Source organism: Mesotoga sp. BH458_6_3_2_1, from assembly GCF_003664995.1.
Lineage (GTDB): Bacteria > Thermotogota > Thermotogae > Petrotogales > Kosmotogaceae > Mesotoga.
This window is the reverse complement of the sequence record NZ_JFHL01000029.1, coordinates 83292-105976: the sequence shown is the minus strand read 5'-3', so window position 1 is coordinate 105976 and position 22685 is coordinate 83292. Positions and strand designations below refer to the sequence as shown.

The following is a 22685-nucleotide window of genomic DNA, read 5'->3' as shown; positions in this document are numbered from 1 at the left end:
GGTGGGAAATTCACTATCTCTTGAACAACACTAGATCACCTTTTCGGAACCGACCAGGATCAGGCCCGACTTTTCCTTGATACGATTACTGTTTTTGTAAAGCCATTTGAAAACATTCTTTGCGAAGCGTGCTTCTTCAGTCAAATCTTTCGCAGCAAAATAATGAATCTGGATGATCGAGATGGCAGAAAGAAGATATACGAAACTCTCCCTCTCGCTCGAGGAAAGAGAGTTTTGCGAGGAGTATCCGTCAAGCAAATACGGAAGTAAATAGAGGAAAAGCGACGGAGAACCCATCTTCAGAAACTCGGCGAAGACGCTATGAACTAGATAGGCGAGATCTAGCACTTTCACTTCTCGAGTCGCACAATCAAAGTCTACAATCCCCGAGACCTTCCCCTCGTGGATGATTATGTTTCCGGGATGGTAGTCGCCATGAATGATCTGGACCGGCAGTCTATAATATATCTTGTAGAAATCGGTGAAGAAATCCTCAACACTTTCAAATTCCATTTCGAATTCCCCTGTACTGAAGTATCGCAGAGCAGCTGTCAGCGACTTAAGCAAATTCGTTCTTTCAACCTGATCGTCGTCTATTTCCTTTAGAGCTTTGTGTAACCTTCCGGTGAAAACGCCAAGCTCAACCGCCATTTCTGGAGTGGCATGAGAGACGTTGGAGTCGGCTTTTTCTCCTTCTATGTAAGTAAACAATGAGTAAATATACTTCCCGATTCTTACTTCAGACTTGCCGCTGCGGGCATAAACGGGAGCCGAGACGGGAACTCCGATACCGACAAGATTAGCCAGAAGCTCACTTAGACAAGATTCAGCGGGAATACCTGCGGCTCTTCTCTTCAACACGTACAAAAACCTGCCAGAGCTGACTACCGAAGCTCTGTCGTTAAGTGCTCTCTCAAACCTGATCTTTTCCTTAAACCCCCAGAACCTGGAAATCCGGGAGAAGGGAATTCTAGGCATATATAATCACCCCGGATATACAAACAAAATCATTATACAACATTTCGCTCCGATAACCCATTCATGCCGACGCATCACTTTTCGCAGCTGAAATTCTCTTCCTGACTTTGTGTGCCATCGTCGTTCCCAGTACCAACAGAACCGTAACTACACCGGCCCAGAAGAATGCACTCCCTCCGCCTGCTCGGTCTGCGATCGATCCGACAAACATGTTTCCGAGCGGCGTCGAGCCGGCGAACACAAGAGAGTAAACGCTCATAACTCTTCCTCTATACTCATTGTCGGAGTTTATTTGCATAAGGCTGTTCGCAGTGGTAGTGAAGAAGATGTTCGCAAACCCCATACTCCCGATCAGCAAAGCCGAAAGCAAGTACGAACGATTGAACCCCATTATGATGAAAAGCGATGAAGTTATGAACGGGACAACAAAAAGCCTCACTCTGTTCGGCCCTCTGGAACTCCCGCCGGCAACAATCAGCGCTCCCAGCAACGACCCGACCCCCAAAGAAGACATCAGAAGTCCATATCCCTGAGCGTCGAGACCGAGTTGATTTCTTGCGAAAACGGGGATCAAAACACTGTAATTCATGCCAAAGGTGCTTACGATTGCGAGAATCAAGGTGGTGGTAGTCAATATCGGACTCTTGAAGAGATAGATAAGACCTTCTTTGATGTCAGGTATCACAGTCCCCTTTGGTCTCTTCTTCACGACCGGCGCTACATCAATTTTGAACAGGCCGACTATCACAGCGATGAACGTCACTCCATTTACGAGAAAGCACCAACCCGCGCCGACAAGAGCCATCACTACCCCGGCCAAGGCAGGTCCTACGATTCTTCCAAGATTAATGACTGTTGAGTTCAGCGCAACTGCGTTAAGAACCACATCACGACCCACCAATTCGATCATGAAAGATTGTCTCGCAGGAATGTCGAGTGTTTTGACCATTCCGAGACCAAATGCCAGAAGGAAGATGTGCCAGTATTGAACTGTATTCGTGAAGACAAGAATCGCAAGTATAAATGCCAGGATCATCGAGGCTATCTGAGTCAGGATTACGATGCTCCTCTTGGGGAAACGATCAACGAAGACTCCCGCAGGTAGCGATAGAATGAGTACCGGCGTGAATTGCGCAACGCCGAGAAGACCCAACAGAAAAGGGGAATCCGTTATCGTCAAGACAAGCCATGATTGAGCGGCTGTCTGCATCCATGTTCCCATGACGGATATCAGTTGACCTACCCAGAAATATCTGAAATTCCTTACTTTGAGCGCCGGAAAAGTCTTTTCCATTCTAGAGAAGAGCAAATCCTGTAAACTGTTAGCCAAACGAATCATCTCCGTGGCTATTGTACTATATTTCTCAGGGTTATAATTAAAGTGTGCTCAATAGACTTCAGATACTATAATTGAACAGGGAGAGTACTTAGAATCAAAGACTGTGCCAAGGATGAAAGCCCGTAGGTTCTTTCAGACCACCAAGAAGCGAAGGAAGGAGGCAAATTAAATGGATAATGTCGCTACACGCGTTCTTCGAAAAGCTGAGATGGAAAAAGAACTTCAACAGCTCCTCAGTGCAGAGGCCGGGATCAGATCAGATTCGTATCTTCTCACTTTCTACTTTCCGATGGAAAATCTCAAAAGGAGCGATGCGGAAAAACATTTGAAGTCAAATATTCTCGACTGTCTTAGAAAGGACGAGAAGATAACAGGAATGGGAAAAATCCATCAGAAGGTTGTTGAAGCCGTCCTAACCAAACTCGGAAACACCGATGATCTGGGAAGAGGATTGGCGATTTTTGTTGAGTTCCACACAGGCGAAGATGTGAAAAACGATAAAGCGATCGAAGGTGTAAAAATCATCCCACTTCATAGAAAGCCCGAGAAGGAGATTTACGTAGGAAAGACATTCGATCTTGATCAACTGATCTGGCTTTCAAGCTCCTCCGCGGAGGCACTTGTTGTCTCGCTGGAGAGAGAAAAATCAACGTACTACGTAATGGAAGGAAGAAAAATCTCTCTTATTAAGAGCATTGAAAATGAGTTCATTCGAGAGAAAGAGCAGGAGTATCTGGAGGAGTACTCTCCCTCGCCTTCATCGGGAGCGATGTATCATGGGAATGCTTCAGAAAAGGTCAGCAAGGCAAAAGAAGAAGAGAACAGGAGATTCCTTCAGAAAGCCACCTCTTTAATCAAGAACGATGAAGAGATTCCAAAAGACGTAGAATATCTCGTCTTCTATCACTCTTCTTCGTTCAGTGAAAGTATCGAAAAGTTCCAGAAGGAAGCGAAACATCTGATTCCAGATGCATACCCAATCTTCGTTCAAAAGACACTCAATCAGGAGAAGCAACTTCAGGAAGAAGTCGAAAAACTGATCGACAGCGAAAGCAGGAGACTTCGAAAGGAATTTCTGGAAATGGCCCAGGAGAATTTCGACAAGTATGTCGAAGGTTGGACGGAAGTCTCGAAAGCAGCAAATGATAGAAGGATCGACACGCTTTTCATTAATCCTCTTGAGAGGAAAAGAGGTTATGTTCTTGACAGAGAGCTTGTATATACGCACGCCGTAAAGGAGAGCAGAGAAGTCAGAAATGTTGGCCCCTGGATCGTGCGAAGCGTAATAAACAACGACGGAAAAGTCGTAGTGGTTGATAAGGGACTCCTTCAAAGTGAGATCGCTGCAAGACTGAGATACTGATATAAGACTCTTAGGAGGTGTGTAAGTGAAACAGCTCGCAGTATTTGTTCTGGTTATTGGTCTGGCCGCAGGTTTGATGGCCACCCACTTTTCAGTGGGAATGGGCTTTGTTCTCAATCAGGACAGACAGACAAAGGAATTCGATTTTCAGTTCTTCGGGAGGGCTCAAGTAGGCTGGATGTTGTTTAGCAAACCCGTCTTAGGCATTATTGCAGATGTTCCAGTCTTCGGATTCGGCTTTGAGGAAATGGAGTTCTATTCTCTTGACCCTATGCAAGCCCTCATTGGACTTTATGCCGAACTGGGACTCGAAGATCTCGCGCCTTCTCTTCCGCCTGTTTTCTTCAAGGTAACGGCGATGACTGAACTGTCCAGCGTCCTTGCCGCTCGAGACATAAAGTATCTTCCGCTAGTCTCCCACATCGGAGCAGGCTACGACATGAGCGACTTCAGTCTTGAGTTGGCAACTTCAATCATAAATGTGGGATTCAGCCTGGGAGGGCAGCTTGCAAGGCACTCGACCTTCTTCCCCCACTTTCATCTGGCAGGCAGATACAATTTTGATTTCTAGCGTAGACGGGCCAAATGGCCCGTCTACGTTCGCTACGAACTGGAAGGTTGCGTGTCTGAGGCTGCAATGATGAAGAAGAGCATTCTCAAAATATGCTTAAGTGTGTGTCCCTGATAGATCAAATCGTATTGAGGAAAAACGGAGTAACGGGTAAATGATTGCGGGACAAAAGTGAACCTATCTCCCTTGACTCTGTTCCGAGATTCCATGTTTGTCTTTATGGCGCCTTCGACGACTTCTGGAAGAGGAGTCGGGCGGTTGAAAGTCATAATTAATGTCTTCCACCTCCGGCATCATGAGCCAAGCTCTGCACCCGCATCCCGATTTTTGTCTGCTTCATTACGCGCACCAAGAAGCCGCCTGATAAGTTCCTGTTCGGGGCTTTCGCAATGCACCGCTGGGCGCTTGATCAATTATCCTTCTATTCATCTTTTATCAGCTGAAGCGAGTAGAGCTTCTTGTATTCGGAACTGGTCTTCAGCAGCTCGCTGTGAGTTCCGCTTGCAACAATAACCCCATTACTGATTAGCGCCACACTGTCGCTCAGTAGGACAGTTGATAATCTATGAGCGACCATCAGCACGATTATGCCTTCAGACTTAAGACTAATAAGAGTATTCTGAATTATTTCTTCACTCTTTGAATCAATATTGGACGTGATCTCATCAAGAATCAATAATTGTGGTTTCGAGACCAGCGCTCTGGCCAGCGCAACCAACTGTCTCTCACCGCCAGAAAGCTGAATGTCAGCAACTAATGTGTCGAGTCCATTCTCGAATCTTCTCAACAACACGTTCAGGTTTGTTCTTTCGAAGATGTTTTCCAAACCGGCTTCAGAAATCGATCTACCCAGGGTAATGTTTTCCAGGAGAGTACATCTTTCAAACAAAGTTGGCGTCTGCTCCACAAAGCCGCTATAGGGTCTGAGTGATGCTGAATTCGATACCGGGTCGCCATTGATGTAAATGGTTCCAGACTCGGGTTTTTGAAGTCCCATAAGAATATTCAGAGTAGTAGTTTTACCGGCGCCGCTCTCACCTACCAGCGTCGTAATTTCCCCTTTCCTCAATTCAAGAGACAGGCCTTTTAGAATTTGCTTTTTGCCGTAGCCAAATGCAATGTTCTCTAAAGAAATGCTCCGAACACTTTCTAACTTAGGACTACTATCGCTCCTTTCCTCTTCAGGAGCTTCCAGCACCTCGATTGTTCTCAGCAGTCCTCCCCAGCTTTGTCTTAGAAGAATGTTCACCTGCATGAGCAGCTGAATAGGATTGAATAATGATTGAACGTAAGCCCAGAAAGTGATCAGAATTCCTACGGTAATCTCGCCTTTCATTACCAGGTAACCACCGTAGGCAAGCAGCGAAAAGGAAATAAGCCCGTTTATCGACGTCTTGAGTGCACCTGCGATTTTTATCGCCTTTATGAACCTCTTGCCCGCATAAACATGGTCTCCTTGAAAACGATCGAAGAAATTTGTGACCCAGGAAAATGGCATGGCGATTCTGATCAGTTTCATATTATCGATTATGTTACTTGTGACTCCCGCCAGTTCGCCGAATTTTTCTCTCTCAACTTTGCTCCTTTTCTCCACCATAATATTGAAGAACATTATCACAAGAAAGGAAAACATGATGAAGCCCAGGGGCAAAAGAGTTAATTTCCAGTTAAAAGCAAACATGATTGCTAGAATCGCCGATATTTGAACGATTCCCAATAACAGTATCGGAAATACCTGCGCTATAACTGTTCCTACGAGTTCCAGATCAGATATTAATCTCGATACTAACTCGCCGGTTTTATTCTTGTAGAAATAGTCGAAAGGAAGAACAAACATCTTCTCTAACAATTGCTTCCGCAAGTCCGATTTTGCCATGAGGGCTGTGGTTTCAAAAACCACCTCTCCAAAATATGTGAAGATCAAGCTTCCAAACCAGAGCCCGACGACAAGCAAAACGTACTTTACGAGAAGGTCCATGTCGCCAGAAGGGATAACTACATCTATTAGCAGCCTTATCAAGAGCGGAAAGACAACTGCAAGTGCAATCATCACGCCGACCAGAACTGCAGCCAGCAGTTCCCGTTTCCAGTAAACCTTGAACAGCTTGAAAACAAACCTGCGAATTGTCTTTTTTTCATTCTCCATCTCTCTGCCCCCCGGATTGTTGTCTCACAGACCACTCGAGAATATCTCCTTCTTTTCCACCTTTGCAGGTCTCAATCAAGTCAATTCCTCGAGTATGAAACAGAAAGCCTTCTTCTGAACTCATGCTCCCACCTCCTCGGTTTGACCTAACTGAAATGGGCAATTGCCAAAATGGACAGGGCAGATAACAGCATTAACAAATCACCATCTTATTCCACAGATGAAATTGCATCTCAACATGCGCTATATGTAACTATTTCAGGAGAACCGTTGACGACACTCAGCATCTCACATGCATACAAATTGTAGTATTTGGTTAATATTATATCAAGTTAATCGCTTTTGACCAAGCGCGATATCACAAAGATGAACCAAAGAGATGAGCCCATTACCCTGAGAGGGTCATACAGCTTGTGAAGATGTGAGCATGTTTGCAGATTTTTGGCCGGATTTCCAAGCAAGCTGGAAGTGCCTCACCCTTTAGCTTGGAAAGGATTTCACACTGTTTGCCAGACAGTTCACTTCTCTTGGAGAATTCACTCATATCCAAAGAGAAATGATCCAGTACATTCTCTCCAGTCCGTTTCTCATTCTCTTCCAACTTATCCCGTTCAGCGAGCTCCTCATTACACATAAGTCAGGGAGCTAAATGCTACCAATATACTGGTTCTTACGCGAGCTTGTATTTGATGATTTTAAGTACTCCATTACGTGAGGAGGGCCACGTAGCGTCGGAGGGTGTTAGTGGTTTGTTTGCGAGAAAAGGCGACGATCTGAAATAGTTCCACAAGAAAGGTTGTTCGATGCCCGTTCTTGGTTGCTGGCAGGAGTCATACATATGGATCACTGACCAAATAACGTGAAGGGTGAATCTCGGGAAGAGACATTTGCACTCCAAGATGCTCAAAACAAGAGAGGGATTTTGGAGCGAGATCCCGTGCAGAGGCATCATCGGATGACAGTATTAAGCAATTCTGGAAGCGTCCCTATTCGTCATGAACTTGTTTCAGCATCTCGGTATTGAAAGCCGCTGTGCGCTGTTAGAAGCGACTCGCCGTTGGCCGTCCCGGATCATGGACCCGTTCACCGATAAGATCAAAGACCAGATCCTGATCAAGAGCACATCAGGATGGCAAATTGAGTTGGTTCAAACAAGTTGATATTCTTCCGCCGGGTGATTGCTGTCTTCTCTTCCTTAAGCTCCAACCAACCACGGCTTTTAGAACAGTTGTCAGTTCCAAGATCCAAGTTGCAAAGTTGGAAGAACGGGTAATCAGTTCTCGGTTCACCGTTCTCCGAGAGGAGCATAGGGACATCGGTTCCAAGCGCAAGAATGGTTGGGCGACACTAAGAGCCTCTCGCTCCGTTCGGCGATCAGAGTTTTGTTTAGAATCATAGAGGAAAGAAAAAAGACGCTCTGAAAGCGTCTTCAATGATAATTCTACCACGAGTAATTGTTAAAGTCAACCGGTCTGGCTGTTGCCTGCAGGTTAAGGAATCTCATTCGGGAAGCTGCATTTCCTTTAGCCTGGTCGATCTGAATCTATATTCACATATAGACAACAGTAGTCGCCTAAATGAATAATCATTTTCCAAACAACTCCAGAAACTCGTCTAGCCTTTCCAATCCTTCAGCAAAGCTCTTTCGGCCGAATCCCATTCTGAAGAAGCCGCCTTCGAAATCGTACATCGATCCGGGAAGAAGTAGAATTCCTGCGCTTTCCAGGACCACCGAGCAGAAGTCTTCGACGTCCCCTCCAACGAACTGTACAAAAGCTATGGGCCCTGCCTTTGGCCTCGAAACTCTGAATACCGACGAGTGCTTCTCAAAGAAGAGCGCGGCCCGATCCCAGTTCTGGACGACTATCGCTCTGTTCCTTTTCAGGATCTTGTCTCCTACACACAGCGCCTTCCAGGCAAGATACTCCGAGGGCGCGCTGTTGCAGATCGTAGTGTAGTGTTTGAATCTTGTCATTGATTCCAGGACGCTTTTGTTGTGAGATACAACCCAGCCGATTCTCAAGCCGGCCAATCCGTAGGATTTAGACATCACACCCAGTGCAAGAGAGTTGTCGGAAATATCTGCAAAGGACTTCTGCTTTTCTACAGATTGATCAAGCTCAAGCCCTCTGTAGACCTCGTCGGAAAAAACGAAAATCCCCCTTTCTTCGGTAAAGGAAGCGATCTTCATCAGGTCTCTGTTAGGCACAAGGTATCCGGTCGGGTTATTAGGATTGTTTATCACAACCAGTTTGGTTTCTGGACGAACAAGATCCTTCAGTTCATCTACATCAAAGCGCCATTCTTTACCTCCTCTTCTCAGTTCCCAGCGGGTCACTTCACATCCGATTGCGTTGGCGACTTCGTACAGTGACTGATAAACTGGAAACTGGCAGATCACATGGTCGCCTTTCTGAAGGAAAACATTCATGAAGTTGAAGATCGCCTCTTCCGCACCTGAGTGAACCAGAACCTCTTCCGTTTTGACACTCGAGTAAAGCCTGGAAATTTGCACCCTCAAATCGCGATTGCCGGGAACTTCGGTGTAGCCAAGCCATGTATCCATGAACTTTGAGGGGGACTCGCCGTCCATTTTCAGCAACTCACCGATCGTCATGGCTTCACAGTCAGACTGAGCAAGAAGGTGGGGTGCGCCGAACTCGTGCTTTTCAAAGTAAACTTCCAGTTTGAAATCATTTAGCTTCATTTTCTTCCTCCGGCTGTCAGTGATACTCGATCTTACCAGACTACTTTCAAACTGGAACTTATGAATGAATGCACACGACTAGTCGGACGGCTTCCAGGACGTGTCTTATGCTATTGAGAATTGCTCTCACAGGGAAATTCGATCATGAATCTATTGACGCCCTCTTCATGTTCGTAATCAAGCCGAAGATTGTGCGCACGCAAAATCGATAAGACCACTCTCAGACCGAGACCGTATCCCTGGCCTTTCACTTCCTTCGCAGATTCACCAAGTCTCATGAAATCAACGGCTTTTCCCTTGTTGGAAACAGATAACAGAGAGAATTCCTCTTCACGGGTAAGCATGATCACCAAAGAATCGTCAGTAGAATACTTGCAGGCGTTGTCAAGAAGATTCATTATTACGTGCTCGATCATGTATGCGGAGGCACTGACCATTATCTCGGGAAGAATCTGTATTTCAATCTCTTTGTCGGGATGAAGGATCATGATCTTCTCAGTAGTCTCCAGTACAAGTCGGGAGAGATCTATCTCTCTCTTTTCAATCGGTACCGAGATCTCTGTACGTGACAGAAGCAGATACTCTTCAGAGAGCCTTATGAGCTTTTCCACTTCCTCAAGGGTTTCTCTCAAGGCTTCTCGCATACTCTCTTCCGAGGAACTGCCGGCCAAAGAGAGCTGAAGATTCGATTTCATTACTGCGAGGGGCGTTCTCAATTCGTGAGCGATTCTTGAAGAGAACTGCTTCGCATCGTTAATCAACTGCTCGATTCTACTCAGCGCCTTATTGATTTCACTTTCAAGCTTCGAAACCTCGTCTCCACTCTTTTTGAGCGCAATTCTGGCATCCCTCAATCCCGTTCTGCTAATTAGCTCCATTTGGTTGCCGGCCTCTTCAAAAGGTCTTATCAATTTCCTAGTGAATGCTGTTCCAATGAGACTTACGGCCAAAAGGATCGACAACGAGGAAAAGACCACTACTGCGAGAGCAAACTTAAGATACTCCTCAGACTTTTCGAGATTGTAGAAAGTCACGAATCTCTCTTCGGCTCCTTCGATAAGCTCGACAGTCGCTCTATATCGATGATCTCCTTTGGTTCCGATTCCTACAACTTCCTTGAATAGCTCCGGTTCAGCCCGAAAACTCGCTACTGGTTCATCTTCTATGTATATGGCGAATCCGAAGTCCTCATTTCCCGCAAGACTCAGGAGTTTGCTTTCTTGACCTGCAAACTTGTATGTGTTGACAATATCGTTATGAAATGATAGGAGCAGATTATCTATCCTGCGAAATTCCAGATTCCTCAGGACAAAAAAGACCGTCAGGCCCAGTGAAATAACCACGGTGCCATAGGTCACAAGGTAAAGCAGTGAGATCTTTCCCTTAACCGTCATCTGCCAAGCTCCTGAATCTGTACCCCTTTCCCGGAACCGTTTCGATTACGTCATACATCCCAGCCGACTCCAACTTGCGTCTTATGTAGTTAATATAGACATCAACAATATTGCTGCGCGGTTCAAAGCCTGTTTCCCAGATCTTGTCGGTAATTTCCTCTCTGGAGAAGACGGTTCCCGGGTTGCGAAAGAGCAGCGCGAGGATTGAAACCTCTCTTGAGGTTAGGTCCAGTCTTCCCCCGGAGCAGGTGAAGACCTCCTTTCTCGAATCGTAACTGAGAGGACCGTACTGAAGTATCGGCTCTACCTTACGCTGATTACGTCTTACAAGAGCTTTAACTCTGGCTTCCAGCTCACGCAGATCGAACGGTTTGGGCACGTAATCATCTGCTCCGATCTCCAGTCCTTCAATCCTGTTGTCAACTTCGCCAAGTGCGGTGATTATTATTATTGGGACATCGGACTTCATCTCTTCTCTCAGAAAGCGGCAGAACTCATAACCGTTCATGCCGGGCAGGAGGACATCGAGAACAATGCAATCATAGCTACGCTCAAGGGCAAGATCCAGCCCTTCTTCTGCGTTCTGAGAGGCATCCACAAGAAATCCCGAACGCTCAAAAAAGGAGACGACATTATCGAGAAGCCTTTTCTCATCTTCAACTATCAAGAGTTTCATCGAGTATCAATTCTTTCCGTTTTCTTTGCCGGGAGGAGTGTCTGGCTGACCAGGATCGTCGGGCTTGCCTGGATCATCGGGTTTACCTGGATCATCGGGCTTGCCCGGATCGTCGGGCTTGCCTGGCTTTTCCGAAGGAGTCAAATCCTCTTCCTCGCCCGGTGCTTTCTCCAGCCTTTTGCTGGCCTCCTCAAGCGCCTTCTCATTCGCCATTACATTCAGCGTTGAAGCAAAACTGCTAGCTAACCTGTAGGACTTCGTTTCAGTTATCACATGCCAGAAGTAACCGTTCTCTTCCTGTACAAGAAAGATACCGCGAACCTCCTCCCTTGACTGTATAGAAACAAGAGAGAAAGCGTCAATCATCTTTACTTCTGATGAAATGCCGGCCTTGCTAGTTTCCGTTATTTCGGAAATCTCACCATCTGAAGAGAGTGTAAATACTCTGGAGTCGGTCACTACCCTTATCAACCCTTCGGGAAGAACAAACATTGCAAGAATCTCGCCAGCAGCTATCTGCTGCACCTTCTGAATCAAATTGATATTCACTGATAGCTCAAAGTCCCCGCCCCCAACCAGATAACCAAGCAGAGACTGCTCGTTTTCAAGCACAGTACCTACCGAAAGTGCGGCTGAAAATGCCAAAACAATAGTGGAGACGAGACAAATGACTCTCTTCATATGAGCTTCACCTTCACTTCCGCAAACCAATGGCAGTAATTAACAGATGAACCGCTCGTGCTTTACATTTAATAACCCAAACTCCTTGATGACAAATCGAGATTTAACTGTTTGCAGCACCTATTTCTCAACCAAGACAATTGTACCAAGATCGACGTCTTTGTCTGCAACGGTAACTGAAAGGGACTGATATCTGGATTCGCTTTCATCGACTGAGAATCCCTCTTCCCTGTAATTGTCGAAGAACTCCAGCCTGTATTCCCCCGGTCCGACCTTGCAGAATCTGAATTCGCCTTCTTCCCAGATCGGATTGTCGATATGGGTAAACGTCGTAAGAGCCTCGCCATTACCTTCGGGAAACAGCGCTACAAGGAGAGGCAACTGATCCGAAGAGGCAATTCCCGTTACATCTAAAAGGCTTCCATGGCGCACATGGATTACGGGCGTCATGTGTACCTTGTCTTCGTGGCTCTTCTTCTCCCCTGAGATCTCGGCTTCACTGACGATCTCCTCCCACTGGCCGTTGATTTTCAGTGATTTTGACAAGTCAAAGTCAAGAACTACATTCGTCACAGAACCTTCGTTGATATCGAGGCCTAGATTATTGATCTTCAGTGACCCAGAGTTGACAGTGACGGGATAGACTATCTCGTTGGCCGTCATAGTTGCCGCAGACACTTCTATCCGCAACTGGTTATATACACCGACGACCCCTGTAGTGTCGGGAAGTTCGAAAGTCGTTCCCACCAGAGTAAGAATGTCCACTTCGAATGGTTCGTCGACGATCACAAGAGGCTCGTATTCTTCTGGAGGAACGTCCTCGGATCCATATAGCTTTATGCTTTCAATTCTTACCATAAGAGAGTCAATCTCTTCGATAGGAATTACCGCATCGGTAAGAACAACTCTCACCGTTCCCTCGTCAGCCCCTGGAAAAGTAAGATCCACGCACCCGGAGAAGAAAAACGCGGAGACCAGGACAATCAAGAATAGTAGCTTTTTCATTTTCTTTACCTCCCTTCTTCGTTTGGTTATGAACCAAGTTTATCCCCGTTGTTATTAAAGAGAGATTAAACCGACAGACACAGGCGTTGTCCGAAACTGGTCCCGATCAGAAGCTTTTACATTGAAAGCGTTGTTCCAGTCGACAACGGGTGCTATATTTGATATTGGCCAAATGCCACACCCTGTCGGTACGGGTCGGTGAGGAAGAGATAAGTTGAAGATAGGAATACCTGGAGCTCTCTTATATTATTATTACGGGCCGTACTGGGTCCATCTTTTTGAAGAATTGGGAATAGAGGTAATCACAACGGAAAAGACCGACAAGAAGACGATTGACAGAGGGATCGGGGTTTCGGTTCCCGAGATCTGCGTTCCAATCAAGATATACAACGGTCACGTTCTCAGGTTGGTCGATCAGGGTGTGGATTATGTATTTGTGCCTAGAATGGTTTCTGTTGAGAAGGGCAAATACTTCTGTCCCAAATTCATGGGGCTACCCGACATGATAGAACACGGAGTCCCGGCCGCCAGGTCGAAGTTGCTCACACTGGACATTCAGAGCAGCACTGAAGACATCTCTTCACCAAAATTGATTTATCCCATTGCCGGTAAACTCGGAGTCTCCAAAAGTGAAATTCGAAGAGCAAGTCATTCTGCAGCAAGGAGATGGAAAAACTTCAGAAATCTCTGTTTGGAAGGCAAGACCATCAAAGAGGCGTGGGCCGAACTCGACGGGGCGGGCGCACCTATTGAAAAGAGATACACCTCCCTGAAAATCGGCCTCCTCGGTTACGTCTATGATGTCTATGATGAATTCATCAGTATGGACGTGACTACGAGACTGCGGCAGCTTGGTGCAGAGGTGACGACGTTTGAGATGATACCTCCTAAACTTCTGAAGAAGCACGTGAAAAAGATGAAGAAGAGTCTCTTCTGGACTTTCAGCGATAAACTTCTTGGAGCGGCCTACAGCATGTTCAGAGAAGGTTCGGTCGACGGAGTCATACACATTACTGCATTCGGTTGCGGACCTGATGCCTTTCTTGGGAAACTGCTCGAGATAGAATCTGAGGAATCGGGAATCCCCTTCATGACGGTGAGAATCGATGAACACACAGGAGAAAACCATCTTCAGACGAGGGTCGAGGCCTTCGTAGACATGTTGGGTAGGAAGTCCAAGAAGGCGGGAGATAGGCAGTGAAGTATTCATTTCCATATTTGGGCAATGTGATGGTGTATAAGAAGCTTCTCGAGATGCTGGGTCATGAGGTTATCGTTCCTCCGCGACCCACTCAGAAGACAATTGATCTTGGCACGAAGCATAGTCCTGAGTTCGCTTGTTTCCCGTACAAGGTGCTCATGGGCAATTACATTGAAGCGTGTGAGCGGGGAGCTGAGATAATTGTCTCAAGCGGTGGGCACGGTCCATGCCGGGCCGGTTTTTATGGAGAGCTTCATGAAAGGACTCTTCATCAGATCGGTTATGATGTCGAAGTAATTATCTTCGATTCTGTCAAGCGTGATTTGAAAGGCGATATTTCGAAGTTCTTGAAGATCAAGGGAAAGACCTCTTTTGCCAAGGTCATTGGAGTTGCTCGAATTGTCCTGACGATGCTCAAGGATCTCGATCGGTTCGACAAAGAAATTCACAAGATTATGCCCTACGAGAAAGTCCCGGGGACGTCACAGAAGGTCTTCGAGAGGATTTCTGATGAATATGAAAAGTGTTGGACACTTGATGAAGTGAGGAGGGCAAATTCTTTGGCCCGCGACATGATCGCATCAATCGATGTTCATCATATTGACGAAGAAGAGAAGATACGAATCGGGGTTGTAGGAGAGATCTTTGTCGTAATTGAATCAAGCATTAACCTGGAAATAGAAAACACCCTGTGCAATTTGGGTTGTGAGGCCGAGAGATCGCAGTACGTTGGAGAATGGGTCGATCACAATTTTTTCGGCAAGGGTCGCGAAAAAGAGATAATAAAAATGGGATCGGAGTACATAAAGATCATTATTGGCGGGCATGCGAAGCAGAATGTTGGTCACATAGTCGACTACAGCAAAAGGGGATTTGATGGAGTTGTTCATTTGATGCCTTTTGCATGCCTTCCTGAATTGGTCTCTCAAAGTGTCATCCCAAGGATTTCCGAACTGAACGGTATACCTGTTCTCACACTTGCAATAGATGAACAGACAGGAAAGGCGAACAGCTTAACGAGAATAGAGGCTTTTGTTGATCTTATAAGAAACTCTAAGCGCAAACGCATTGCCGCAAACAAGTGAGGCGATTTCTGTGGAGATCTTTGTTGGAGTAGATGTCGGTTCGGTGAGTACCAACATAGTGGCACTTTCCGAAAGCGGCGAGATAGTTTTCAAGTATTATGTCAGGACCAACGGTCAGCCTATGGACGCCGTTAAATTCGGTTTTTCTAGGCTGAGGGAAGAACATAACGATCCCACCGTCCTTGGCATTGGAACCACTGGCAGTGGCAGGCAGCTGGCAGCCGTCCTCCTTGGTGCAGATATTGTTAAGAACGAGATTACAGCTCACGGGGTGGCGGCATTCAGAGAAGTCAAAGAAGTGAGGACGATCTTTGAGATAGGCGGCCAGGATTCGAAAATAATACTGATTAGAGAAGGGATGGTGACCGACTTTGCCATGAACACTGTTTGTGCGGCAGGAACCGGCTCCTTCCTCGATCATCAGTCAGAAAGGCTCGGCGTACCGATTGAGAGGTTTGGAGAGCTCGCACTTCAGGCAACGACGGAAGTTCGGATTGCCGGAAGATGCACGGTTTTTGCCGAGTCCGATATGATTGCGAAGCAACAATACGGATTCTCTAAGTCCGACATTATCTGGGGTCTGTGCAAAGCACTAGTTAGGAACTACATAAACAATCTCGGTAGAGGCAAGAAACTTGAGCCGCCTTTTGTTTTTCAGGGTGGAGTAGCAGCCAACAAGGGAATAAAAAAGGCATTTGAAGAGGCCGTCGGACATGAAGTGATTGTGCCGAGTAACTACGATGTGATGGGTGCCATAGGCGCCGCGATTCTTGCCCGCGAAGAGATCGAGAGAAAGGCTGTGGAATCTTCCTTCAAGGGATTTGACTATCTCAATCTCGATTTCCGGCCTTCCAGCTTCATTTGTAACGGTTGTTCGAACAACTGCGAGGTAATCAACGCGAAAGCAGACGGAGAAATTATCGCAGTTTGGGGTGACCGATGCGGCAAATGGCAGGAGCAGCTCAGAAGAAAGGAAAGAGCCTCTACTAGTTGAGAGGCTCCTTGTCGTACCTTCTGAAATCCTAGTATATGGGTTATTCAGTATGAAATTGATCTCTCAATGATATGCCCTGATCACACTTCTCATAAAGTCTTCCGATCGACTTTGCAGAAGAGAGAGGCGGGGATTCATGACTTGATCGCCGTTGCCATGTTAAGGCCCAGTTCAACACATTTGTCGAGATCCTCTTGCGTTGGACAACTCTTCGACTCAATCACCGGACCCACCTGATCACACTTCGATCTAGAAGCGAACTGCTGAAGCTCTTTTAGGGCTCCACCGCTCCAGGTATAGGAACCGAAAACACCTATCTTGCGATTCTTCATCATCCTGTTCTCTATCGCGCTAACCAGTTGCTTCATCGGAGGGAAGAGCTCCATATTATAGGTACAACTTCCCATCACAAGGCCCCTGTACCTCCAGATGTCTCTTATGATGAACGAAATGTGCGTAGTCGAAATATTATGAACCCTGACTTTCTCGACGCCCCCCTCGACGAGACCCGAAGCTACCGCCTCCATCATCTTCTGCGTGTTCCCATACATTGAACCGTATACCAGAACGACGCCTTCCTCCGTCTCCTGTCTACTCCAGCGATCATAAAGATCGAGAATCCTTGAAGGGTTCTTTCTCCAGACGGGCCCGTGAGTGGCGCAGATAACCTTTATGTCAACACCTCTTAGTTTTTCAAAGGCCTTCTGAACCATTGCGCTGTATCTACCGACAATATTTGAAAAGTATCTGAGAACTTCATCCTCAAAGAAGTCCACATCGACTTCGTCGTCGAAAATCCCGCCGTTAAGTGCTCCGAAACCTCCGAATGCATCCCCGGAAAACAGCACACCCGTGGTCTTTTCAAGTGTCATCATAGTCTCTGGCCAGTGCACCATAGGCGTCATGAAGAATCGGAGTGTTTTGGAGCCTATGTTAAGCTCTTCCCCGTCTTCAACCCTTACCACGTTATCGGTCACTCCATAAAAGGCGTTTAGCATATCCATGGTTTTTTCATTTCCGACCACACTCATGTCGGGGAAGGCCTCTTTAAGGACCTTGATAGAACCGGAGTGATCGGGCTCCATATGATTAACCACTAGATAATCGACCTTCTTTCCAGCGGGAAGAAGCGACTTTATCTTGTCGAGATATGCCGAGAAAAAAGGCCCCTTGACAGTGTCAATGAGAACGACCTGTTCATCGATCAGAATATATGAGTTGTAGGACACTCCTCTTGGAATGGGCCAAAGCGACTCGAAGAGATGCGTCTCAAAGTCGTTCACTCCTATCCAGTGGATCCCTTCAGCAATTCTTACAGTTTCACTCACTAAAAAAGCCTCCCTTCTGAAATTCGTCGCCATCTAGCAGAACTCATCACAATCGCTTCCTTGAAGAATAGCAGACAAGTCACGGGTCATTCAAGATGCTCTCAAGTATCTCCTTCCTGTGAAATACAGCAGTAGGATTCCGCTAATCGAAAGAACGAGATTGGTTATCACAAAATACATAGTCGAGACCATCTCGATTCCGAGCGAATGCCTTATTATTTCCGCCACGTACTTAACGGGGAGAAATATCGATATAGCTCTCAGATAACCGGGCAGAAATGTCAGTGGAAAGTATATTCCTGCGAGAAAGATCATTATCACCATAAGTATACTGGCTGCCGTATCGGCCGTTTCCGGATTCCTGAAGAGCAGCGTAAGGAAAAGGCCAAGAGCCATCATCCCGAGGGTCGATGAGACTATCGACATAAGGAAAAGGGGCCAATCAATCTGAAAGCTTGTCTTGAACAGAAGTCTGCTCACTATCAAGATCAGGATGATTGACACCAGACTGACCAGGAATCTCGTCAGAGTGCTTCCAAAAATGAAAGTCATGGGTTTGAGTGGAGTGATTTTGAATCTATCCAGAACTCCCCTCTTTCTGTACCTTCCAAAGACGCTTATCACTGAAAACATCCCGGCCGAAAGGAGAGAGATCGCTACAACGCCTGACATCGTATAATCGGCATCGGTTGCGCGAACTCTTCCGGCCGTCTCGGGAATGTTCTCAACAACAATCACCGATTTCACATTGTTGATTTTCTTCTCAACGGCCGCTGAGATACTTGCCCTTGCCATTTCTATGGTACTCATCTGACCAACATCACCCTCACGGTAGAGATAGGAGATCTTCTCGCCATCGAATGTAACTCCCAGCAAGATATCCCCACTTCTTATCACTTCTTCCAGGCTCAGCTCATCGTCAAAGAGGTTCAGACTCCATGCCCCCGTCTCCTCAATAACAGGAGAAATATCGTAACTTCCCGTCTGATAAAGCCCTACAGAGGGCTTTTGATAGTCACTTGAGCCGCCAAAAAAGAAACCGAAGAGCAGCAGGAATATCATTGGGAAGAACAGTGTGAAGAATACTTCGAGCTTGTTTCTGAACGCTTCCTTTGCAAAGGCGATGAAGACAGCTTTCAACTTGTTTCTATTCATAGCCCATCACCTTCTTGAAATTCACGGCAAAAACGACCAGTGAAAATGTGGTCCAGATTAGAGGTACCGCTATCAGCCAGCCCACCGAAAGCGGCGCGAACTGGTAGCCCATTACCCTTCTACTGAGCTCAACAAGATAGGTGGTCGGTAATGCGTATACCAACCACCGGAGACCCCAGGGGAGATCAAATACGGGGAAGTAAAGGCCACCGAGAAACATCATTATCTGGTACAGACTCTGCCCAAGCACGGTGACTGTCGATAGCTTCTTTGAGAAGGAAGCTATCATTAGACCAAAAGATACAGTAACAATCATTGAAAAGAGCAGAGTCAAGATAAACCTGATATCGAAGATTGAACCGCCAACCCTGTATACAAAAGTGGCCACAAGGTAAAGAAGCAATAATGAGATCAGCATAGTTATTATCAATTTGAAGAAGTGGCCCGCAAAGTATTCAAGAGATCTTAAAGGCGTTGTGTAGAGTTTCTTATTAACACCGGAGACTCTGTACTGGATTAGACCAATAGGGCTGTTGAAAAGAGCTACCGAGAGAATCATCATCAAAGCTACCCCGGGAAAGATGTATTCTTTGTAGTCAAAGGGCTTTTCTTCAATGGCGGAAATAACTCTGGTCTCAGTCACAATATCGAGAAACTCTCCTTCGCCCCGCCGTTCGATCTCGAGATTCACTTCGTTTATTACTTCCTCGATAATACTCGAAGCGATTGAGGACGATTCCTTGCCGCTGATATAATGGACTCGAAGCGGCACCTCACCCATCTTGAGCGCCAGCGCGCTTGTCATTTTAGCGTTGGTTCCGGCGGGAATAACGAGCACGATATCCTGCCTTCCCTCTCTAAGATCATCTAGAGCATCATCGATTGACCCGTACTCTTGCTTGACAAACGGACCGCTCTCCGAGGAGATCCCTTCAATGACTTCATCGATAATCTTTCCAAATCCCGCAAGATTCTCCTCCCTCACAATCCCTACTCTGAAACTCACTCCCTGCGTATCGCTCCCGTAAAAGGACCCGAAAACCGATGTCAGGATGAAGTAGAGAATCAACGGAAATATGAAACTCCAGAACATTACCTGGAACTCTCTGATTTCGCTCTTGAAAAGCCCCGACGTGAAATTCCACAATCTGCTCATGGAATCACCTCAGTCCCTCAGTTTTCTGCCGGTAAGGGTGATGAAGACATCCTCCAGATTGGGCTTTCGAATCGTAACGTCGTCCAGGAGTAGACCAAACTTCTTGGATCTCTCGAAAAGCCGTCCCAAAATTCTCTCAACGTCCCTCGTTGTCACCGAATACTCGCGGTTCTCAACATGTTGAAGACCTTCCATATCAAGAAATTCCTTAGGTACTGGATTCTCTCCCTGAACACCGAAAGTGACGATATTCTCAGCATCGATAGAGTCAATGAGCTCATCCAAAGTCCCTCTTGCGATTATCTTTCCGTAATCCATTATGATTATTCTGTCGGCCAATCTCTCTGCCTCTTCCATGTAATGAGTCGTAAGGATTATCGTCTTTTCCTTCTTCTTCAGAGCCAATATCGTCTCCCACAGCATTCTCCTTGCCTGAGGATCCAGTCCGGTAGTCGGTTCATCCAGAAATACTACTCTCGGATCATTTACAAGAGCCACTGCAACCGCCAATCTCTGGAGCTGACCTCCCGAGAGATTCTTGGTGTAGGTTTTCTCTTTATCTTCCAGTGAGACCTCTTCGATCAGGTCTTTTGATGGAATACTCTTTCGATAAAGACCTCTGAAAAGGTCAAGAGTCTCCTTGACAGAGAGATACTCGAAAAAACTTGACGACTGTAGCTGAACACCAATCTCCTCCTTCACCCTCTCGCTGGAAGGAGGGAGTTTCTCCTCGAAATACTCTATCTTACCTGCGTCCGGTTTTCTCAATCCTTCGAGCATTTCAACAGTTGTAGTCTTACCGGCACCGTTGGGACCTAAAATGGCCAGTACTTCTCCCTCTCTGAGATCGAATTCAATTCCGTCAACGGCCTTCGTATCGCCATAGTATTTCCGGAGATTCATCACTTCAATTACGGTTCTCGACACTTCTTTCACCACCCAATCGATACGTCTGTCTTTGCCAATAATTAAAGATTCTACCAGCTGTAGCAGGCATAAGCTCTATCTCACTCCTGCTCGTCTATAGCCTTCAACATAGCCTTCGCGGCTCGCAGAGGCCCCTCCATCTCGAATCCCGGTATTCCTAACCTCGTCCTGACCTCCCCAACCGTTACCCCCGCTTCTATCATGGCTTTTAGATAACGATCGGCTATTACCTCATGTTTATTTCGCCTTTGAATTGCTCCAAAAGGATTCGCAAAGTAACTGTAGGTCAGACCCTTTTCGGATGTAGTCCCTTTGGCCATCCTGGCGCCGCTCGAAAAGACCTTTGCAGCTTCGGCAGGGTCACTGAAAATGCGAAGGTCGTCCTCGGTGTTCTCGTCGAAGTTGTTTGCATATAGAAAGTAATCAATCTTTGTCGGCTTAATAATCTCCGTATAGTTGGAATAGGGGACAATCACTCTGGCGTTTATCTCGTTAGGATTCATGAATATGCTTCGATCCATCGTCGAATAGGCGTACCCCGGCTGAAGATCATCGAGACGCACAAATGCTCCCGTCTCAGTACCGTACGCGACCACGAAACCGGATGAAGTTATGTCGAGAGAACCCATGTCATCGATCAAGATGTTTACCTCGGATACTTCCGAAGAAAGCCTGTTCAAAGCGTCAAGGGTTTCGGACTTACCGGCTCCGCTGTCGCCAATCAGCATTACGTTGGCCTTCTTCCCATTCCTAAGTTTTATGTTCGCAAGGGCACCGTGAATTGGCAACCTTCCCTCGTCAATAACGAGAAGATTGTGAATCGTGAGTATCATCTTCTTCATATACCCGAAATAGTCGATCGTGGGATCGTCTCCGACTAAGCCCACATAAGTACCGTCGTCTTCTCTGTAAATAACCCCGTTGAAGTCCCCTCTTTCTTCGAAGAGAGAGTTGTCTAATCCCAAAACATATATGCCATCGGGCTTCTTGTGCTTAACGATATCGAAACTTGCCAGTTCGAATAGATTCCCCAGACCGGCGGCCAGAGCCAGGTACTCTTTGTTAACCACCACGAAAACAAGTTTTGAGCCTACGTGAATGGGGAACAAGAACCAGTCTTTTGCCGAAGAAATGTCCAGTTTTTTCAAGACAGGCTTGTCGTAGACCCTAAACAATCCCTGTCTCTTGTTTGACCTGGTATAGAAGATTACTGGCGGCTCGAAGACTATACTCCAGATGCATGCCATTTCGTAAAGAAAGTCGGCTCCGGCTACCCTAACTTTCTTATCTACTTCAGGCAGGTCCACAATAAATCCCACCTGAGCACCACCCGGCTCCTGTCTCAAAATCTTGAGTCTGATGTCGGAAACATTTATCAATATCTGCCTGTAGAGGCTGAGTACCAAACCCTTGAGATCGGTGTTAGTTCTAACTAGAACCATCTGTTTGAAAATTCTATCGAAGCGATTCGGAGTGTACTCATCTCTCTTGACAATGAATCTGTGCTTGTTTCTCCAGAGAGAAAACAAGCTCTCGACAAACCGCACAAGAAGTTCTTTCTTGTTACTCATCTTTGGGAAGGAGTAATACGGCGAACCGTCAATCTTTTCAATCGGATCGACCGTAAGTGCAAGAAGAAGCTGAATAATCCCCTCAATATCGTACTTTTTAGAAATATCTACCGTATCTGTATTCTTCAAAAACGGCTCGAACAATGAAAGAAGCGAGTTCTTCTTTTCTTCGGAGTCCCTTATCAACTCGGCAAGAATCTCTTTGAAGGTGTCACTGTTAAGTATTTGAGAAGAAGCATTGTATGCTACTTCACCATTAATCAAAATACTCCTCATTGATCATGGCCTCCTCAATTCAATGTAAGTATATTATACTTGTAGGTCGATCAATTTCCTTTCGTTTCAATGAAGATCGCACAATTCAAGCGCTTGGCCGGCACATAGAATCTTCGCGCGGTTCCTGATCAA

The 22685-nt window shown here is 46.3% G+C and carries 20 protein-coding genes; 5 read left to right on the top strand and 15 right to left on the bottom strand.

The window, feature by feature from the left end; genetic code table 11:
- Positions 1-30 precede the first annotated feature (30 nt).
- Both Y697_RS13185 and Y697_RS13180 read right to left on the bottom strand, forming a co-directional pair.
- On the bottom strand, positions 31-978 hold the full coding sequence (locus tag Y697_RS13185; protein ID WP_121552263.1) for a phosphotransferase enzyme family protein: 948 nt from the start codon (positions 976-978) through the stop codon (positions 31-33).
- 61 nt (positions 979-1039) lie between these two features.
- Positions 1040-2308, bottom strand: a complete 1269-nt coding sequence (locus Y697_RS13180; protein ID WP_121552262.1) for an MFS transporter — start codon at positions 2306-2308, stop codon at positions 1040-1042.
- A gap of 178 nt (positions 2309-2486) precedes the next feature.
- On the opposite strand from Y697_RS13180, the gene Y697_RS13175 reads away from it, so the two are divergent.
- Both Y697_RS13175 and Y697_RS13170 read left to right on the top strand, forming a co-directional pair.
- Entirely contained in the window at positions 2487-3680 is a 1194-nt protein-coding gene (locus Y697_RS13175; protein ID WP_121552261.1) for a hypothetical protein, read from the top strand.
- 25 nt (positions 3681-3705) lie between these two features.
- Entirely contained in the window at positions 3706-4251 is a 546-nt protein-coding gene (locus Y697_RS13170; protein ID WP_121552260.1) for a hypothetical protein, read from the top strand.
- A gap of 32 nt (positions 4252-4283) precedes the next feature.
- Here the strand turns inward: Y697_RS13170 and Y697_RS13165 are convergent, their stop codons facing one another.
- The 8 genes from Y697_RS13165 to Y697_RS13135 all read right to left on the bottom strand — a co-directional run bounded on the left by Y697_RS13165 (position 4284) and on the right by Y697_RS13135 (position 12860).
- Positions 4284-4520 carry a hypothetical protein gene (locus Y697_RS13165; protein WP_121552259.1) on the bottom strand — a complete coding sequence of 79 codons (237 nt, stop codon included), beginning with the start codon at positions 4518-4520 and terminating at the stop codon, positions 4284-4286.
- A gap of 152 nt (positions 4521-4672) precedes the next feature.
- On the bottom strand, positions 4673-6397 hold the full coding sequence (locus Y697_RS13160; protein WP_121552258.1) for an ABC transporter ATP-binding protein: 1725 nt from the start codon (positions 6395-6397) through the stop codon (positions 4673-4675).
- The gene (locus Y697_RS15050) at positions 6387-6521 is read right to left on the bottom strand and encodes a hypothetical protein (protein ID WP_259462574.1); all 135 of its coding nucleotides are present in this window, start codon (positions 6519-6521) and stop codon (positions 6387-6389) included. Before Y697_RS15050 ends, Y697_RS13160 begins: the two co-directional genes overlap by 11 nt.
- Positions 6522-7982: 1461 nt before the next feature.
- A complete protein-coding gene (locus Y697_RS13155; RefSeq protein WP_121552257.1) occupies positions 7983-9104 on the bottom strand; it encodes an aminotransferase class I/II-fold pyridoxal phosphate-dependent enzyme in 1122 nt (373 codons plus the stop codon).
- Positions 9105-9214: 110 nt separating this feature from the next.
- Positions 9215-10498: a histidine kinase dimerization/phospho-acceptor domain-containing protein gene (locus tag Y697_RS13150; protein ID WP_121552256.1), complete on the bottom strand. Its 1284-nt coding sequence runs from the start codon at positions 10496-10498 to the stop codon at positions 9215-9217.
- Complete coding sequence (locus Y697_RS13145; RefSeq protein WP_121552254.1) at positions 10488-11174, bottom strand: response regulator transcription factor; 687 nt, start codon at positions 11172-11174, stop codon at positions 10488-10490. The genes Y697_RS13150 and Y697_RS13145 overlap by 11 nt, the downstream gene beginning before the upstream one ends.
- 6 nt (positions 11175-11180) lie before the next feature.
- Positions 11181-11855 (bottom strand): hypothetical protein, encoded by a 675-nt coding sequence (locus Y697_RS13140; RefSeq protein ID WP_121552253.1) that lies wholly within the window; start codon positions 11853-11855, stop codon positions 11181-11183.
- A 120-nt stretch (positions 11856-11975) separates the two neighbouring features.
- A complete protein-coding gene (locus Y697_RS13135; protein ID WP_121552251.1) occupies positions 11976-12860 on the bottom strand; it encodes a DUF4382 domain-containing protein in 885 nt (294 codons plus the stop codon).
- A gap of 214 nt (positions 12861-13074) precedes the next feature.
- Between Y697_RS13135 and Y697_RS13130 the strand changes: the two genes are divergently transcribed.
- The 3 genes from Y697_RS13130 to Y697_RS13120 are packed head-to-tail and all read left to right on the top strand — an operon-like array spanning position 13075 to position 16140.
- Entirely contained in the window at positions 13075-14061 is a 987-nt protein-coding gene (locus Y697_RS13130) for an acyl-CoA dehydratase activase-related protein (RefSeq protein WP_121552249.1), read from the top strand.
- On the top strand, positions 14058-15146 hold the full coding sequence (locus tag Y697_RS13125) for a hypothetical protein (RefSeq protein WP_121552248.1): 1089 nt from the start codon (positions 14058-14060) through the stop codon (positions 15144-15146). The genes Y697_RS13130 and Y697_RS13125 overlap by 4 nt, the downstream gene beginning before the upstream one ends.
- Positions 15147-15156: 10 nt before the next feature.
- The gene (locus Y697_RS13120) at positions 15157-16140 is read left to right on the top strand and encodes an acyl-CoA dehydratase activase (RefSeq protein ID WP_121552246.1); all 984 of its coding nucleotides are present in this window, start codon (positions 15157-15159) and stop codon (positions 16138-16140) included.
- A 134-nt stretch (positions 16141-16274) separates the two neighbouring features.
- Here the strand turns inward: Y697_RS13120 and Y697_RS13115 are convergent, their stop codons facing one another.
- The 5 genes from Y697_RS13115 to Y697_RS13095 all read right to left on the bottom strand — a co-directional run bounded on the left by Y697_RS13115 (position 16275) and on the right by Y697_RS13095 (position 22553).
- On the bottom strand, positions 16275-17468 hold the full coding sequence (locus Y697_RS13115) for an FprA family A-type flavoprotein (RefSeq protein WP_121552245.1): 1194 nt from the start codon (positions 17466-17468) through the stop codon (positions 16275-16277).
- A 90-nt stretch (positions 17469-17558) separates the two neighbouring features.
- Complete coding sequence (locus Y697_RS13110; RefSeq protein ID WP_121552243.1) at positions 17559-18623, bottom strand: ABC transporter permease; 1065 nt, start codon at positions 18621-18623, stop codon at positions 17559-17561.
- Positions 18616-19779, bottom strand: a complete 1164-nt coding sequence (locus Y697_RS13105; RefSeq protein ID WP_121552241.1) for an ABC transporter permease — start codon at positions 19777-19779, stop codon at positions 18616-18618. The genes Y697_RS13110 and Y697_RS13105 overlap by 8 nt, the downstream gene beginning before the upstream one ends.
- A gap of 9 nt (positions 19780-19788) precedes the next feature.
- Entirely contained in the window at positions 19789-20706 is a 918-nt protein-coding gene (locus Y697_RS13100) for an ABC transporter ATP-binding protein (protein WP_121552239.1), read from the bottom strand.
- A gap of 80 nt (positions 20707-20786) precedes the next feature.
- Positions 20787-22553, bottom strand: coding sequence for an ATPase (locus tag Y697_RS13095; protein ID WP_121552237.1), 1767 nt, complete (start codon positions 22551-22553; stop codon positions 20787-20789).
- Positions 22554-22685: the final 132 nt, after the last annotated feature.